Raw genomic sequence first — 14,832 nt, forward strand, 5'->3', positions numbered from 1 at the left:
ATAAATGTTTTAAAAATAAAAAGCCGCTGATATCAGCGGCTTTTTGAATCGATCTATTTAGAAATGATTCACGGAACTGAAGAGTTGATCTGTCAGGTTGTTGAGAGGAGCTTGCAGAGACACGAGATCTGTTAAAGAGCCGCCATTTGGATTTGGTTCACCGACTGCAATACCAGAAGTGACTGTGCCTGTGAGCGCATCTAAAATTCCATCTACGCTGCCATGAAGACTGTAATCTCCATTGCCAACACTGACACTGATTAGGTTATTGATACTATCTAGTGAAGCATCGTTGAATAAACTGCTGACATGATCTTGTAAGGTATCCACCGCGATATTGCCATTGCTGATAACGGTTTGTATAGGTTGTGCGATTCCAGCAAGAACATCTCCACTGTTCACACCATTGCTAATGGTTCCAAGAATATCTGTAATCACACTTAGGCCACCTTCGCCGCCACCGATACCACCTGTGATACCACCGATAATACCTGTGATCGCACCAAGAGGGCCACCTTCGCCGCCACCAATTCCACCTGTAATACCGCCAACGATTGTACCTAAAAGACTGCCTTCACCAGTAATAGCACCAAGGGTGCTACCGACATCAGCCAGATCGCCTGCAATATGCTGAACCAGATCTGAAGCGGTTGAACCATTATTAATCAGTGTGCCGACAACACCAGTCAGAGAACCTGCAGCGCCACCGATATCAGCACCTGCTAGGTCAGAAATTGCTTCAAGTGTGCCGTTAACGGTATCACGAGAAGTTTCAAAGGTGAGGGTACCAAGATTAGTCAAATCAGTGATTGGATGCACGTTTGGAAGTACGCTGCTAATTGCACCACCTACCGTAGTAATACCTGTGTTGATAATATCGGTTTTCAGGCTTTCAACACCTTGAAGCACATCAATTCCTGTTTGAATCACACTTGTAACAGGGTTATTGCTCAGAGTAATCCCACCAATGATATCTGTGATTGCACCCAGAGGACCGCCACCGCCAATACCGCCAGTGATTCCACCAATGATACCCGTGATCGCACCAAGCGGACCGCCTTCACCACCGCCGATACCACCAGTTACACCACCGATAATGCCACCCACATCAGTCAGATCGCCAGCAATATGCTGAACCAGACCAGAAGCGGTTGAACCATTATTAATCAGTGTGCCGACAACACCAGTCAGTGAACCTGCGGCACCACCAATGTCGGCACCTGCTAAGTCAGAAATTGCCTCAAGTGTACCGTTAACGGTATCGCGAGAGGTTTCAAAAGTGAGGGTACCAAGGTTGGTAAGGTCTGTAACAGGATGAACACCCGGAAGCACGCTGCTAATTGCACCACCTACCGTAGTAATACCTGTGTTGATAATATCGGTTTTCAGGCTTTCAACACCTTGAAGCACATCGATACCCGTTTGGATGACTCCTGTAACAGGGTTATTGCCCAGATCGCCGCCCGTAATCCCACCAATGATGCCAGTGATTGCACCAAGCGGACCGCCTTCGCCACCGCCGATACCGCCAGTGATTCCACCGATGATGCCAGTGATCGCACCAAGCGGGCCACCTTCACCACCGCCGATACCGCCAGTGATGCCACCGATGATGCCAGTAATTGCACCCAGAGGACCGCCTTCGCCGCCACCAATACCACCAGTGATACCACCGATAATGCCACCCACATCAGTCAGATCGCCAGCAATATGCTGAACCAGACCAGAAGCGGTTGAACCATTATTAATCAGTGTGCCGACAACACCGGTCAGCGAACCTGCGGCACCACCGATATCAGCACCTGCTAAGTCAGAAATTGCTTCAAGTGTACCGTTAACGGTATCGCGAGAGGTTTCAAAAGTGAGGGTACCGAGATTGGCTAAGTCCCCAATAGGATGTTCAGACTGGTGAACTGCACCGATAATCGTACTTGCAACAGTATCAATGCCTGTATTGATGATATCGGTTTTTAAACTCTCCAATCCTTGAAGGACATCGATGCCGCCCTGAATCACACCTGTGACTGGATTATTGCCAAGATCTCCACCTGTAATACCACCAATGATACCTGTTACGGCACCAAGCGGACCGCCTTCAGCTCCACCTGTGATGCCGCCAATAATTCCAGTAACGGCACCAAGAGGGCCGCCTTCAGCTCCACCTGTGATGCCGTCAATAATTCCAGTAACAGCACCCAGAGGACCACCATTGGTCCCTCCTGTAATTCCACCGATGATGCCTGTTACTGACCCAAGAGGGCCGCCATCAGTACCACCTGTAATTCCTCCGATAATACCAGTTACAGCTCCAAGTGGATTTCCACTTGTCCCGCCAGTAACACCACCAATGATATTTGTAACTGTTGAAAGTGGGCTGGCACTGCCTGTTACGTTTCCTAAAATCCCTGTCACTGCACTGACGGGATTACTGGCTGATCCGCTTGTGATATTGCTGACCGTATGGGTCACAGTATTTGTAATTGTGGATAAGGAGAGGGGTGCTAGGATTGAACCGCCAACGTGTGATGTTGAGGTATTACTATCAACTAAACTAGAAGTAATACTTTTAATGGGTGATAAAAGAGTTTTGAAAAGCATAACGATACCTATATTTTTAAAGTTGTGTTGTTTTGAGTAATTATTAAATGGCTATGATTTTTTTGTGATTAAAGTCACATTAATCGTATTTAGTGTTATATGTGACAATTGTTTTGTCAATCTGTAACCGTTTAAAAAAAGATTGTTAAATATGAGTTTAAGATATTGAATTTTAATATATTTATGACTTATTTGTTTTAATTAAATTTACAATTGTATTTTATTTGAAAAACAAGGGTGATTTTGCTTTTAGTTTATTTAGCCTGTTTTATCAGACAATTAAAGCCATATTTGAGCTTAAAACGGGTATCGAAATAAGAAAGTTTTAAGATTTGTTACTGCTTTGCAAAAAAATATTTCCAAGAATTTTTAATGATATTTAATTAATAAAGATCAATATTTTAAATTTTTTCTTAATTCATTTTTTAAAATTAACACCCATCAAAAGTTATCGTATTTCGGCTGTTATTGGTGGGTTATTTAAAAAAACTTACCAATCCGAGGAATATTATAAAGGGAGAGGTGAAGTGATTTTGATGAAATGAGAGCGTGAAGGAGCGTTTTAAGGTGGTTATGGGTGTATTTTGTGCAAATAACAGCGAAATGCCGAATCTATAGCCAGTTGAGTGCAATCTTGTGAAAAAAGGCTTATCATTTGAGGAGAAGTGCGTATAATGCGCTCCATCAAATATGCGCTCATAGCTCAGCTGGATAGAGCACTTGGCTACGAACTAAGGGGTCGGGAGTTCGAATCTCTCTGAGCGCACCAATTTGAACAAAGAAAACCGCTTAAATGCGGTTTTTTTACGTCTTATATTTTTGCTTTGATTTTTTGTACAAACACAGCATTACCCCCAACGGCGGGGAGTACATCATGATAAGGCAGACTGCGCATGGCTCTTAACAAGAATGGGGCTTTCTCATCAATTTTCATCGCGCTGGTCATGCTCAATAAGGTGCCTTGATTCAGTGAACTCAACTGCATTTTTCCCTTAATAAAACGCAAATCTCCACCATTGGCATAAAAATTATTTTCAGCCAGTTGCGGATAGTTAAAGCGCAATTTAAAGGCAAAGGGAATATTGATAACACCCAGACCGACATTGACTTGAATATCCGCATCCTGTGCCTGATTTTGGATGGGAGTGGTCACCACTTTTTTAATTTGTCGAGGAAACAGCTCTTGATAGGCCGATGGACTGAGCCATTTCTGCAAGGGCTGGGTCGGTTGTTTATAAAATTGGTAGGTGGTGGTAAACCGCATGGATTCTCGGCCATGGGTATACAGCATACTGGTCGGCGCATGCAGAATACTGACAGGTTGCTGAGCAGATTGAATCAATTGTGTGACTTTATTCAGTTGTGCTGCATTCAACTGCGAATTCGGTATTTGGCCTGCATTCAGGGGAGCCAGGTTAGACTGAATAAAACGGGTTCTTAAGGATTCTAAAATAAACGCATTGCTACTACTTGGAATTCCGAGTTTTACTTCAGGAATGGCATTGAGAATTTTCTTAACAATAAATCCTTTGGGTTGATTCAAATCGCCCCATTGGGTCAACGTGATTAAGGTGCGGTGATCGTCCAAGGCGTACCATTCAAATTTACCGACGCCGTAGGGAATTGGCGCATCAATCACCAAACTGGCAATACTATTCGGCTTAATCTGATGTTGCAGCGTAACGTCTTCATTAAAGTTAAGTACGGGAATTGGGGTTGGAATCGAGACTCGATATTTCATTTGAACAATGTTGCCAGACTGCTCTAATGTTTTCGCCGATTTGAGGGTTGGGAATAATCCGACATAGTGGCTGAAATCGGTCAGTGTTTTGGACACTTGTTGGGCATTGACGGGGACAATGATTGCGGCTGAGTTAAAACTGACACTGGGCTGAGGATTACTTTTCAGTGTGGGTACGGCTGTTTTGGTCGCAGGATGACCATAAATAAAAATATTGTTTTGGGTATAACTGGCCAACAGTTGAGGATTATTTTGAAAAGGTTGTAAGGCACTTGGAATATTGTCTGTCCAAGGCAATATTTTGGCAAAACAGCTTTGTGTGAGTCCTAATAAAAGACAGGGCAAGATTAGACCATTTAAATAAGCCATCACATTCCTTTGATTTTTATCCGTGATTTCATCTAATGACTTGATACGCGCATGAGCGATCAATACTGCTTATTAATAAAATTTTTTATGCATAAAAAATAGTCGCATTGTGTAAAACCCGCTTAAGTCGTTGTCCGAAGCGGGTCTAGGCAAAGTTTATTGTTCAGCCATTAAGCTTTTACGGCGATAAACAAACAAGATGGCGCCCAGAGGCAGTGCAATTTGCAAAATAATTGGACTGTAAACGGTTTGCTGGAAGTAACCCGCACCTAAGACCAAGAAGCTCAGCATTTGAAAAGCATAGCTGCCATCGGTCCAATTGAGTGAAAATTGCATAAAGCCAAAGCAAATAAAAATTAACCATACCCATTTTCTCTTTGCCATCGGGGTTCTGACACACAAGATAAAGGCATAAATACAAAACAATGGAATCACAATGGCAAGGATAAACACGACATAATGCAGTAGACTTTTTCCTGCAAATGTAAAGCCATGCAGGGCTTGGACAGAATGCTCAATCGGTTGAACATGAATGCCAATAATACGGATTTGATCTGCCTGTTTACTGAGTACGATTTTATTCATCAGCCACTGATCTGCAAATTCATATTCAAAGGTTAAGTCATAAGTGACGACATCTTTAAATAAGCTTTTATTGGCTGCAATTAACTTGATATTTTTAACGGGTTCAGCCGGAAATAAGCCCGCCATTTGGATCAAAGTACTCTGGGTGGATTCATCTTGCAGTTCCGGACTAAGATATTTCTCAACAGCGGCATAGTTTTTGTTGCTGAGTTGATTAAACATATCCTCGGCAAAAGCTTTTTCTTGGGGCGGTACAATCTTTTCGAGAAAGGATTGTTGGCTACAGGCGCTGAGTGTGATCAAAAGACCTAAAAGAAGCAGCAAAGATCTAAACTGTTGTGGCATCTTCATCATTTTCATACTGTTAAATTCATCGATAAAATTAAATTGATATAAAAGGGCGAGCCCAAAAGAGAAAAACATCACATTTAAATTTTGTATTAAATCGCGATAAATGTGATTTCCCATTAAATCATTTATGTTCTAATAGGTCAGTTTTTTTTCAAATGTTAGAAATCAAAAATGTCTGAACAACGTCCAAGTGTATCGGTGCGCTATTATTTGAATTTAGAAGAATCACAAGATGGTTTTGCTTTGGTTACTTTTGGCAAAAAAACCTTTAGCCGCTTTTTAACTCCTGTGATCAGCATTGCGATTATTTTGTGGGGAATTTATTTAGGCTTTTCTGGTGTTGGACGTTATTACGTTGCACTGGGTGCTTTTTTTCTGGTGATGCAAGCGGTCATGCGCTACTGGTTATTACCGATGTTGTTTAAGCGCCAATTTGTACGCTATCAATTTGGCAAAAGTGAGCAGGGCATTGATCTTTACCAAGATCATTTTGAATTGTATGCCGCAGGCAAAAAACAAAGTGCACAATATGCCGAAGTCCAATCATTTGCGGTTGGCAAGTTGACCTACATGTTGGAGCTAAAAAGTCATACCGTGGTGATCGTGCCTAAACGTGCATTTAGCGATTCAGCAGATCAAACAAAGTTTGAACATAGTTTTAAAAAGTAAATTTATCGACGGTTGAAAGAACAAGGAGTTTTCATGAGTACACGTCCTTCAAAAATTGTGTGTGTCGGCCGAAATTATGCGGAACATGCCAAGGAATTGGGCAATGCCATTCCTGACCGCGCACTGCTATTTATTAAGCCACCGAGCAGTATTGGCTCTTTAGCGCAAGGTGTGAGCTGGAATCAGGCTTTGGGTGAGTGTCATTATGAATGCGAAATTTGTTTGCAAATCGCCCATCCATTATCTCAAGAAACCGATCCTGCCAAAGCCCTAGAAGCCATTGGTGCCATCACTTTAGGTCTGGATTTGACCCTACGTGATTTACAGAGCGATTTAAAATCTAAGGGTGAACCGTGGGAACGTGCCAAAGCCTTTGATGGTGCCTGTATTTTGGCAGACTGGATTGAAGCAGACGAAATTGGTGACTTACAAGAGCTAGAGCTGATTTTGAATATCAATGGGGTAGACCGTCAGCATGGTTTTAGCAAAGATATGATTTTTGATATCGGCACTTTATTGGTTGAAATTAATCAATCCTTTAGCCTAGAAGCTGGTGATGTGATTATGACAGGCACCCCCGCAGGCGTGGGGGCATTACGTGCCAATGATCAATTGACTATGAAATTGATTACCCAGTCAGGCGAATATGATTGGGATACGTTCGTCAAAGCCTAAGTTGAAATAAAAGGATGGTGCTGTTCTAAAGAGTAGCGCCATTTTTTATATCTGAAAATTATGATTTTCTGTTGAGTCCAATCTTCGTTAAGGTGTTGATCGCAAACTTAACTGCCTTGATACAGCTTACGAAACTGGTCTGGGGTGAAGTGCATCCAGCGTTTAAACATATAAATAAAAGCTGATGAACTGGCATAACCTAAGTCCAAAGCAATATTTTCAATGGTCTTACCCTGATTTAACATCGACATCGCTTTCATGACTTTAAGACGTTGGCGCCATTCGTGCAAAGACATTCCCAATTCTTTTTGGCTATAACGGGCAAGGGTGCGTTCAGTCATATTGATCATTTGTGCAAGCTGTTCCAAGGTACTGTTATCCGCAGGGAATTCATGTAAATGGGTCAATATTTTCGCTAGCGCGGGATGTTGTGTTGTGGGTAAATAACTCCCGACAAGTTCGGCATGGGTCAGTGAGTCGAGCAAAACTTGCAGCAAGCGTAAATACTCTGGATCCTGTTCAGCAAAGGGATGTTTGCGGATATGTTCAAGCAGTGCAGAAACTAAGGGTGCAGACAATAAGATACCTGCCTGTTGCGGCATGTTTTGGCAGAGTGATTCATGCACGTACAAGGTGCAATGGGTGACCTCGTTACGATTGATGCCACTATGCTGTAAATTCGGTGGTAACCAGATCCCATAAGGTGGCGGAGTTAAATAATGAATTTGCTCAATATTAACTTCTAAAACGCCATCGAAGGCATAGATAAATTCACCCCACGCATGAGCATGATTTGGATAAAAAGTCTCCGCAGGTGCATCTCGAATCTGTAGCCATAAGGGGGCAGGAATATCATTGTAGGTCGGGATGGCCTGAAAATCTTGAATCCTTTGAGCTGATTTTTTCATAACATGAGAATTGCCTGAAAACACGCATCTATTGTCGTATTTTCACTATATCATGAAAATACGACAGCCTTATATTGATGCTCAAGCCATAAAATCAGGAACGCGAAATGGATGAGCGTAAAGCATTAGATGCAACTGCATCGGGTCTGATGATCGTATTGTGTATGATTTGGGGACTGCAACAAGTCATTTTAAAAATGGCAGCGCCTGACATTTCTCCCTTAATGCAGATCGCGTTGCGTTCAGGACTGGCTGCAGTGTTGTTATTGCCCTTGTTGTATCTGGATAAAAGCAGTCAACTCTTCAATCGCCAGAATTTAAAAGCGGGTGCCCTGGTTGCCTTGCTATTTTCTTTGGAATTCTTTTTATTGGCACAGGCCTTACAGCTGACCTCTGCTTCGCATGCCGTGGTGCTGCTGTATACCGCACCGATTTTTGTCGCCTTGGGCTTACATTGGAAGCTTCCTTCGGAGCGTCTCAGTCTGTTGCAATGGGCAGGTATTGGGATTGCATTTTTAGGGATCGTGGTGACTTTTTTACGTGCAAATTCAAGTGCATCGATTGCGGATCAACAGATGTTGTGGGGTGACTTACTGGCTTTGGCTGGAGGGATTGCTTGGGCGGCGACCACCATTACCGTCCGTTTATCGTCACTGGCACAAGCGGCGGTGACTCAAACGCTGTTTTATCAATTGGCAGGTAGTTTTGTATTGTTGTTTGGCGTGGCGCTTGTTTTGGGGCAAGCGACGATTCACTTTAGCCCATTGGTGATAGGCAGTCTGGCCTTCCATACCTTGGTGGTTTCTTTTGCCAGTTTTTTGGCATGGTTTTGGTTGTTACGGAACTATTTGGCTTCTCGTTTGGGAGTATTTTCCTTCCTCACACCACTGTTTGGAATGGCTTTCGGTGTCTGGTTATTAGGCGAAAAAATTGAGCTAAATTTCATCATTGGTTCTACTTTGGTTTTGCTCGGCATTGTGGTGGTGAGTTTGCAAGGTTGGTTAAGGAAATAAAAAAAGGCCTCCTAAGAGACCTTTTTGCTTACTTCTGTTCAAACAGTGTGGATAGTGGAATCGACAGTTTGGCGGCTAAATAATCATTACTCTCAACCAAGGAAGGACCAAGCCGTTCCATCCATTCATCATCTTGATGGATGTGCTCTACATCGGGACGTAATGGCAGTGGATAAGGTAGGGCGGTGAAGAAGCTCCAAAAATCCACCTGAGACAGATTGCGGACCAAGACATATTCATCTTTATCGGTTCGCATAATCAGATTTTGCTGTTCTAATTGAATGATATAGGCAGGTAAACGACCCAATTCACCACGACCAATAATATTTAACAGCTCTTTTTCACTGACACTTTGACCGATTTGTTGTTTCTTATAAAACAGTTCCAGTATATCTAATAACATCAGAATCGGATGGCGCTTTTGTTCTTTACCCGAATGAAATGCGGTCAGAGCGTAACTGATCTCGACACCCAATAAGATGATGTTCCAAGATAAATAAATCCATAGCAGGAAAATTGGCACCGCAGCGAAAGCACCATAGACGATTTCATAGCTGGTGAAATTGCTCATCACCCAACCAAAAAAACGTTTTAACACTTCAAAGATGGTGGCACTAAAGCAGGCCGCAATCAGTGCTGAAAGGACGGGGACAATACGGTTGGGTATGGTCCAATATAAAATAAAGAAGCCGACAATGGTCAATAGAAATGAGATCAGCCACAGAATAAAAGAGCCATCGAGTTGATAACCCGCAAAGTTATTACTGAGTACATTGATAGAGGCGACGGTCGAAGATAGGACAAAGGCACTGCCCAGAACAATAGGTCCTAAGGAAATAATGGTCCAATAACGCATAAATCCGACTAAACCTGTGCGTGTCTCTTTTACTCGCCAAATCCGATTAAATACATTCTCAATCGAAGTCAGCATCAGTACCGTGGTGACAAACAGGAACAGTACACCAATGATGGTCAGGTTACTGGATTTTTCGGTAAAGGCATTTAAGGCTTTATCAAAGGCAATGGTGCTTTTCGGCAAAAAATTGCTATAAATCAATTGTTGTAACTGTTGTCGAGCTGGTTCTAAAGCTTTAATCGAAGAGATAATCACTAAAAAAACAGTCAGCATCGGTACCACTGCAAACAGGGTGGTATAGGTCAAACCTCCTGCTTGTTCCCGACAGCGATCCGCTTCAAAACGTCGTAACACAAACACAATAAATTGAAACCATGTTTTCTCTAAAAAGGGCAGTTTTTTTAGATAACGATTTAAGATCATGGGTTCTATCCTAGTTATTTTTAATAAAAATCCAGTGGAATCACAGGATTTACTACAGCTCAAAAAGTAAAAAATGTCGTATAGTGTCCTTTTTAACAAAATTCTTGAAAGTGATGCAACCTTACGTTCTTGTTCTTTATTACAGTAAATATGGTTCAACCAAGCAAATGGCGCATCTGATTGCCGATGGAATTGAAGCAGCGGGTGTGACGGCGCGCATTCGAACCGTACCGAATTTAACCACCGTAGTGACCGAAGCGGCAGAGAGTATTCCAGCCGATGGTGACATTTATTGCACTTTAGAAGATCTCAGCCATTGTTCGGGTTTGGCCTTGGGTTCGCCAACGCGTTTTGGCAATATGGCCAGTGAGATGAAGTACTTTTGGGATCAAACCACTAGTCTATGGCTGAATGGTGCTTTGCATAATAAGCCTGCTTGTGTGTTTACTTCTTCTGGTTCGATGCATGGTGGGCAGGAAAGCACTTTATTGAGCATGCTACCGCCATTGTTTCATCACGGTATGATGATTATGGGCTTAGCAAACTCAATCCCTGCTTTATCAAATACCAAAACGGGTGGAACGCCATATGGCGCCAGTCATGTCAGCGGACCACGTCATGATCAAAGCTTAAGTCAAGATGAAAAAATCTTGTGTGAAGCACAAGGCAAGCGTTTAGGTGAAGTGGTGAAAGCATTGGTTGGAAAGTTTTAACTCAGCGAAAGTCGATATTGCCGCCCCGTTGCGACCATTTTCCAGAAAGTAAGATTGTCCGTTGGGTAGGGAATTGGCGCTAAGGCTGGATGATCTAGCTGTATTTTTTCTGCACTTTGTTGGTCTGCGATTAAACTTGCATAGAGATAATCCAGTAGATCAACTGGGCTAAACACCTGTTTATACGCATCTTGTAATTCGATATTTTGGTTGGCGAAACACACCCGATGCGGCTCATTGTCGTTGAGGAAACTGAGTCCAAGTAATTTTTCGATTTGGCTGACCAACTGCTGATTGAACTGTAAGGGAGAGAGGCAAAGCACCAGTTCCTGCACTTTAAAGTGGGTGAGATACTGACGTTGTTGCTGCATTGATGCTCTCCTACGCGGGATAGTATCAATATACGCTGTTTCTGAATGATTGATAAATAGCTTAAATCATCGGCCTAAAAAAGGGAGCATTCGCTCCCTTTTTTATTATTTCTTTAACTGCCAGTCATAGATGTTCTTACGGTAAGCGTACCAGATCATCCACAGACCAATAATAATCATTGGGAAGCTAAGAATCTGACCTTTGGTCATCCAGCCAAATAAGATGTAGCCTTGGTCTGCATCGGGTTCGCGGAAGAATTCCATAAAGAAGCGTGCAACTCCATAGCCGACCAAGAATAAGGCTGAAACGGCCATACGTGGGCGAGGCTTAGAACTGAACCACCAGAGCACGATAAATAGAATCAAACCTTCACAGAGAGCTTGATAGATTTGTGACGGATGGCGCACCAGACCCAATGGATCGGTTGGGAAAATCATGCCAAATGGGTAGCTTGGATCTTGAACTGGGCGGCCATATAGTTCCCCCCCAATAAAGTTACCAAAGCGGCCAAACATTAAGCCTGTTGGTACGCAGGGTGCAATAAAGTCCAAGGTTTGGAACCATGTTTTTTGGTATTTTTTACACCAAAATAGCATCGCAATGATGACACCGAGGAAGCCGCCATGGAAGCTCATGCCGCCGGTCCAGACTTGGAACAGCCATAATGGATTTTCTAAAAATTTACCAAATTCATAGAACAACACATAGCCGACGCGGCCACCGAGTACCACACCCAATGCGCCGTAGAAGACCAGATCTGACACCATGTCGCCTGTCCAGCCATCACGTTGTTTAGCGCGATACGATGCTAAACCCCATGCACATAGAAAAGCCAGAAGATACATCAGCCCGTACCAGTGCACTTTGACTGGTCCTAAGCTCAGCGCAACTGGATCAATATTTGGATAGGTCAGCATCGCTGCTCCTCAATTTTATATTTTGAGCAGATTGTAGCGGAATGATGTGAAAAATGTTGTACATTCAATGTGAAAGATCAATGTCCCAAAACGTGGGAGAAAAAGGACTTATGTGTATTGTCGCTTTTGCATGGCAGGTGCTGGATAAAATGCCGCTGTGTTTAATTTCAAATCGGGATGAGTTTTATCATCGACCCACTGCTGTCTTGCATGCATGGCAAAACAGCAGCATTGTGGCAGGACAGGACTTACAGTCTGGCGGGACGTGGATGGGAGTAACGGCATCAGGCCGTTGGGCGATTGTCACCAATTTTCGCAATGGTCGCGATCAAAAAAATTATACGACTTCTCGCGGGCACTTGATTCAATCTTTCTTGGAAAGTGACTTAGCCCCGATTCGTTTTGCCCAGCAACTGGAACAACTGCAACAGGATTATGCAGGCTTTAATTTATTTATCGGAGATCAAACACAAGCAGTATATATGAGTAACCGTGGCGAAGCTCCCCAAGTGCTCGCCAATGGGGTCTATGTGGTGTCCAATGGTCTGATGTCGGAAGATTGGGAGAAAACCAAACATTTGCGTCAGCGCTTTACCCAAGAGTTGTTACCGATGTTGCAGCAAGTACAAATGACTGAATCAGTAATTGATGCTGCCGCTTGGGATATTTTGGAAGATGAGCGTAAAGTCATTGCTAATCTGTTACCTGATACGGGAATTAATCCTGAGATGGAAGCCTTATTGTCATCCACCTTTATTCAAAGCCCAGTTTATGGAACACGATGCTCTAATTTTTTAAGATTAACTGATACCAAATGGCAATGGCTAGAAAAATCTCAACAGGGTGAACAGCAGGGACAAGTGGTTGATTTGCACGTTGATCTGAAGCGTTAGGTTGATATGTTATAACATAATTATGTATATAAAACAACAAGATGAAATAATACTGTCATCACGATGACATAAAAGGGTCACCCAGCATTGTTATGGTGTAGCCAATCAAGTTACGTCCAAACAATACATCTGGGGATATTCTATGTTCTTATCAAAGACGGGCTTTTCCAAAAAGCTATTGGCGGTCAGTTTAATGGCAGTTTTGTCAGCGGGACTGACTGCTTGTAACGATAGTGATAACAATGAAAAAACAGAAGTACCAAAAACACCCACTGCAAAAAATGTAATTTTCTTCTTGGGCGATGGTATGGGGATTACCACCTTAACCGCATCGCGTATTTATTCTGTTGGGGAAGATGGCGATTTGACCATTGATACGCTGCCAGAAACTGCATTTGTTCGTACCTTTTCAGAAGATGGTCAAGTGACAGACAGTGCACCGTCTATGGCTGCCTATATGACGGGCGTGAAAATGAACAATGAAGTCATTTCCATGCAGACAGGTACCATCGCATCTCCACCGAAAGCAGACGGCACCAGTACCTGTGACGATGTTGCATCCAATAAAGGCAAGAAACCAGCAGAAACATTGCTTGAACTTGCTAAAGCGCAAGGCATGGGCACTGGGCTAGTTACCACAACCCGTATTACCCATGCAACACCTGCCACGACCTATGCGCATGTGTGCCATCGTGATGCCGAGAACGATATTGCGGCACAGCTTGTTCCTGCAGGTAAAGGTACAGGATGGGGCGCGTATAATACTAAATTAAACGATGGTGTAGATGTGGTCTTGGGTGGTGGCTTACGCCAGTTTAAACCAACGACGGTATCGGGCGGTAAACGGGCTGATGGTCGTGATCTGGTCAAAGAAATGCAAGATCAAGGCTATAGCTTTGTTTCAAGCGGAAGTGATTTAACCAAAATTGATCCAAGCAAAACCAAAAAATTATTGGGCTTATTTAATGCCAGCCATATGAACTATGACTTGGATCGTACCAATAAGAAAATTGATGAGCCAAGCCTTGCCGATATGACCACCAAGGCGATTGATGTCCTCCAAGCGAAAAATAAAAGTTTCTTCTTGATGGTTGAGGGTGGACGTATTGACCATGCACTGCATGACACCAATGCCAAGCGCGCCTTACAAGACACCGTTGCATTTGATAATGCAATTAAAGCTGCGATTGATAAAGTCAAACAAACCGATCCTGAGCTCAAGAATACTTTGATCGTGGTCACGGCTGACCATGACCACACCATGGTCTTGAATGGCTATGCAAAACGTACCGGTAAATATGTAAAAGGTGGTGAGACCAGTGTCCTCGGTTTAGTCAAAAACTATAACAAGGCAGGTTTCTCAACCGATGTGAATGGCAACCCATATCCAATTATCGGCTTTGGTACAGGTAAAAAGCGTTTAGACAATGATCGTATCGAAGCACGTGGTGGCTTAGTTGATAACGATAGCTGTAATCCAGTCACGGGCCCAGCGGGTAAATTTACCGATAGTCGTGGTACGGATATTGATAAAGAAGGGTGGTGTACGGGTACCGCTGCAGATGACTTCCAGCAAGAAGCTGTGGTGCAAACTGGTTTTGCTGATAGTGAAACGCATGGCGGTACTGATGTGTTCCTTGGTGCAATTGGTGTAGGGTCAGACAACTTCCATGGCAGCCTCGAAAATATCGAAGTCTTTAACCTAGTTCGCAAAGCCATTGGCCTAGATAAATAACAACAGACTGGAGA

General features: G+C 43.1%; 13 protein-coding genes and 1 tRNA gene. 7 read left to right on the top strand and 7 right to left on the bottom strand.

What is annotated here, in order from left to right:
• Nucleotides 1-57: 57 nt before the first annotated feature.
• Nucleotides 58-2,598, bottom strand: coding sequence for a hypothetical protein (locus V6E90_RS10675; RefSeq protein WP_332605292.1), 2,541 nt, complete (start codon nucleotides 2,596-2,598; stop codon nucleotides 58-60).
• A gap of 692 nt (nucleotides 2,599-3,290) precedes the next feature.
• Between V6E90_RS10675 and V6E90_RS10680 the strand changes: the two genes are divergently transcribed.
• Nucleotides 3,291-3,367 (top strand) — tRNA-Arg (locus V6E90_RS10680).
• A gap of 42 nt (nucleotides 3,368-3,409) precedes the next feature.
• Here V6E90_RS10680 and V6E90_RS10685 read toward each other — a convergent pair.
• Together V6E90_RS10685 and V6E90_RS10690 are read right to left on the bottom strand one after the other, a co-directional pair.
• Nucleotides 3,410-4,708, bottom strand: a complete 1,299-nt coding sequence (locus V6E90_RS10685; protein ID WP_332605293.1) for an SRPBCC family protein — start codon at nucleotides 4,706-4,708, stop codon at nucleotides 3,410-3,412.
• Between the two features lie 156 nt (nucleotides 4,709-4,864).
• Complete coding sequence (locus tag V6E90_RS10690) at nucleotides 4,865-5,647, bottom strand: hypothetical protein (protein ID WP_316249698.1); 783 nt, start codon at nucleotides 5,645-5,647, stop codon at nucleotides 4,865-4,867.
• Nucleotides 5,648-5,815: 168 nt separating this feature from the next.
• Here V6E90_RS10690 and V6E90_RS10695 point away from each other — a divergent pair, with 168 nt between their 5' ends.
• Together V6E90_RS10695 and V6E90_RS10700 are read left to right on the top strand one after the other, a co-directional pair.
• Nucleotides 5,816-6,313 (top strand): YcxB family protein, encoded by a 498-nt coding sequence (locus V6E90_RS10695; protein WP_023271287.1) that lies wholly within the window; start codon nucleotides 5,816-5,818, stop codon nucleotides 6,311-6,313.
• A gap of 33 nt (nucleotides 6,314-6,346) precedes the next feature.
• Nucleotides 6,347-6,988: a fumarylacetoacetate hydrolase family protein gene (locus V6E90_RS10700; RefSeq protein ID WP_016541537.1), complete on the top strand. Its 642-nt coding sequence runs from the start codon at nucleotides 6,347-6,349 to the stop codon at nucleotides 6,986-6,988.
• 107 nt (nucleotides 6,989-7,095) lie between these two features.
• Here V6E90_RS10700 and V6E90_RS10705 read toward each other — a convergent pair whose 3' ends face one another.
• On the bottom strand, nucleotides 7,096-7,896 hold the full coding sequence (locus V6E90_RS10705; protein WP_016541536.1) for an AraC family transcriptional regulator: 801 nt from the start codon (nucleotides 7,894-7,896) through the stop codon (nucleotides 7,096-7,098).
• Nucleotides 7,897-8,003: 107 nt separating this feature from the next.
• Here V6E90_RS10705 and V6E90_RS10710 point away from each other — a divergent pair, with 107 nt between their 5' ends.
• Nucleotides 8,004-8,909: a DMT family transporter gene (locus V6E90_RS10710; protein WP_332605294.1), complete on the top strand. Its 906-nt coding sequence runs from the start codon at nucleotides 8,004-8,006 to the stop codon at nucleotides 8,907-8,909.
• A 28-nt stretch (nucleotides 8,910-8,937) separates the two neighbouring features.
• Here the strand turns inward: V6E90_RS10710 and V6E90_RS10715 are convergent, their stop codons facing one another.
• Nucleotides 8,938-10,188 carry a YihY family inner membrane protein gene (locus V6E90_RS10715; RefSeq protein ID WP_016541534.1) on the bottom strand — a complete coding sequence of 417 codons (1,251 nt, stop codon included), beginning with the start codon at nucleotides 10,186-10,188 and terminating at the stop codon, nucleotides 8,938-8,940.
• A gap of 113 nt (nucleotides 10,189-10,301) precedes the next feature.
• Between V6E90_RS10715 and wrbA the strand changes: the two genes are divergently transcribed.
• Nucleotides 10,302-10,901 (top strand): NAD(P)H:quinone oxidoreductase, encoded by a 600-nt coding sequence (wrbA, locus tag V6E90_RS10720; RefSeq protein ID WP_332605295.1) that lies wholly within the window; start codon nucleotides 10,302-10,304, stop codon nucleotides 10,899-10,901.
• Here the strand turns inward: wrbA and V6E90_RS10725 are convergent.
• The gene (locus tag V6E90_RS10725; RefSeq protein WP_016541532.1) at nucleotides 10,898-11,272 is read right to left on the bottom strand and encodes a hypothetical protein; all 375 of its coding nucleotides are present in this window, start codon (nucleotides 11,270-11,272) and stop codon (nucleotides 10,898-10,900) included. The two genes, wrbA and V6E90_RS10725, sit on opposite strands and share 4 nt — an antisense overlap.
• A gap of 105 nt (nucleotides 11,273-11,377) precedes the next feature.
• On the bottom strand, nucleotides 11,378-12,190 hold the full coding sequence (gene lgt / locus V6E90_RS10730; protein WP_016541531.1) for a prolipoprotein diacylglyceryl transferase: 813 nt from the start codon (nucleotides 12,188-12,190) through the stop codon (nucleotides 11,378-11,380).
• Nucleotides 12,191-12,300: 110 nt separating this feature from the next.
• On the opposite strand from lgt, the gene V6E90_RS10735 reads away from it, so the two are divergent.
• Together V6E90_RS10735 and V6E90_RS10740 are read left to right on the top strand one after the other, a co-directional pair.
• The gene (locus tag V6E90_RS10735; protein ID WP_332605327.1) at nucleotides 12,301-13,083 is read left to right on the top strand and encodes an NRDE family protein; all 783 of its coding nucleotides are present in this window, start codon (nucleotides 12,301-12,303) and stop codon (nucleotides 13,081-13,083) included.
• A gap of 142 nt (nucleotides 13,084-13,225) precedes the next feature.
• Nucleotides 13,226-14,818, top strand: a complete 1,593-nt coding sequence (locus V6E90_RS10740) for an alkaline phosphatase (RefSeq protein ID WP_065343303.1) — start codon at nucleotides 13,226-13,228, stop codon at nucleotides 14,816-14,818.
• The last annotated feature ends 14 nt before the right edge of the window (nucleotides 14,819-14,832 follow it).

Origin of the sequence: Acinetobacter sp. ESBL14 (genome assembly GCF_036668815.1) — a bacterium.
In the GTDB taxonomy this organism is placed as follows: Bacteria; Pseudomonadota; Gammaproteobacteria; order Pseudomonadales; family Moraxellaceae; genus Acinetobacter; species Acinetobacter gyllenbergii.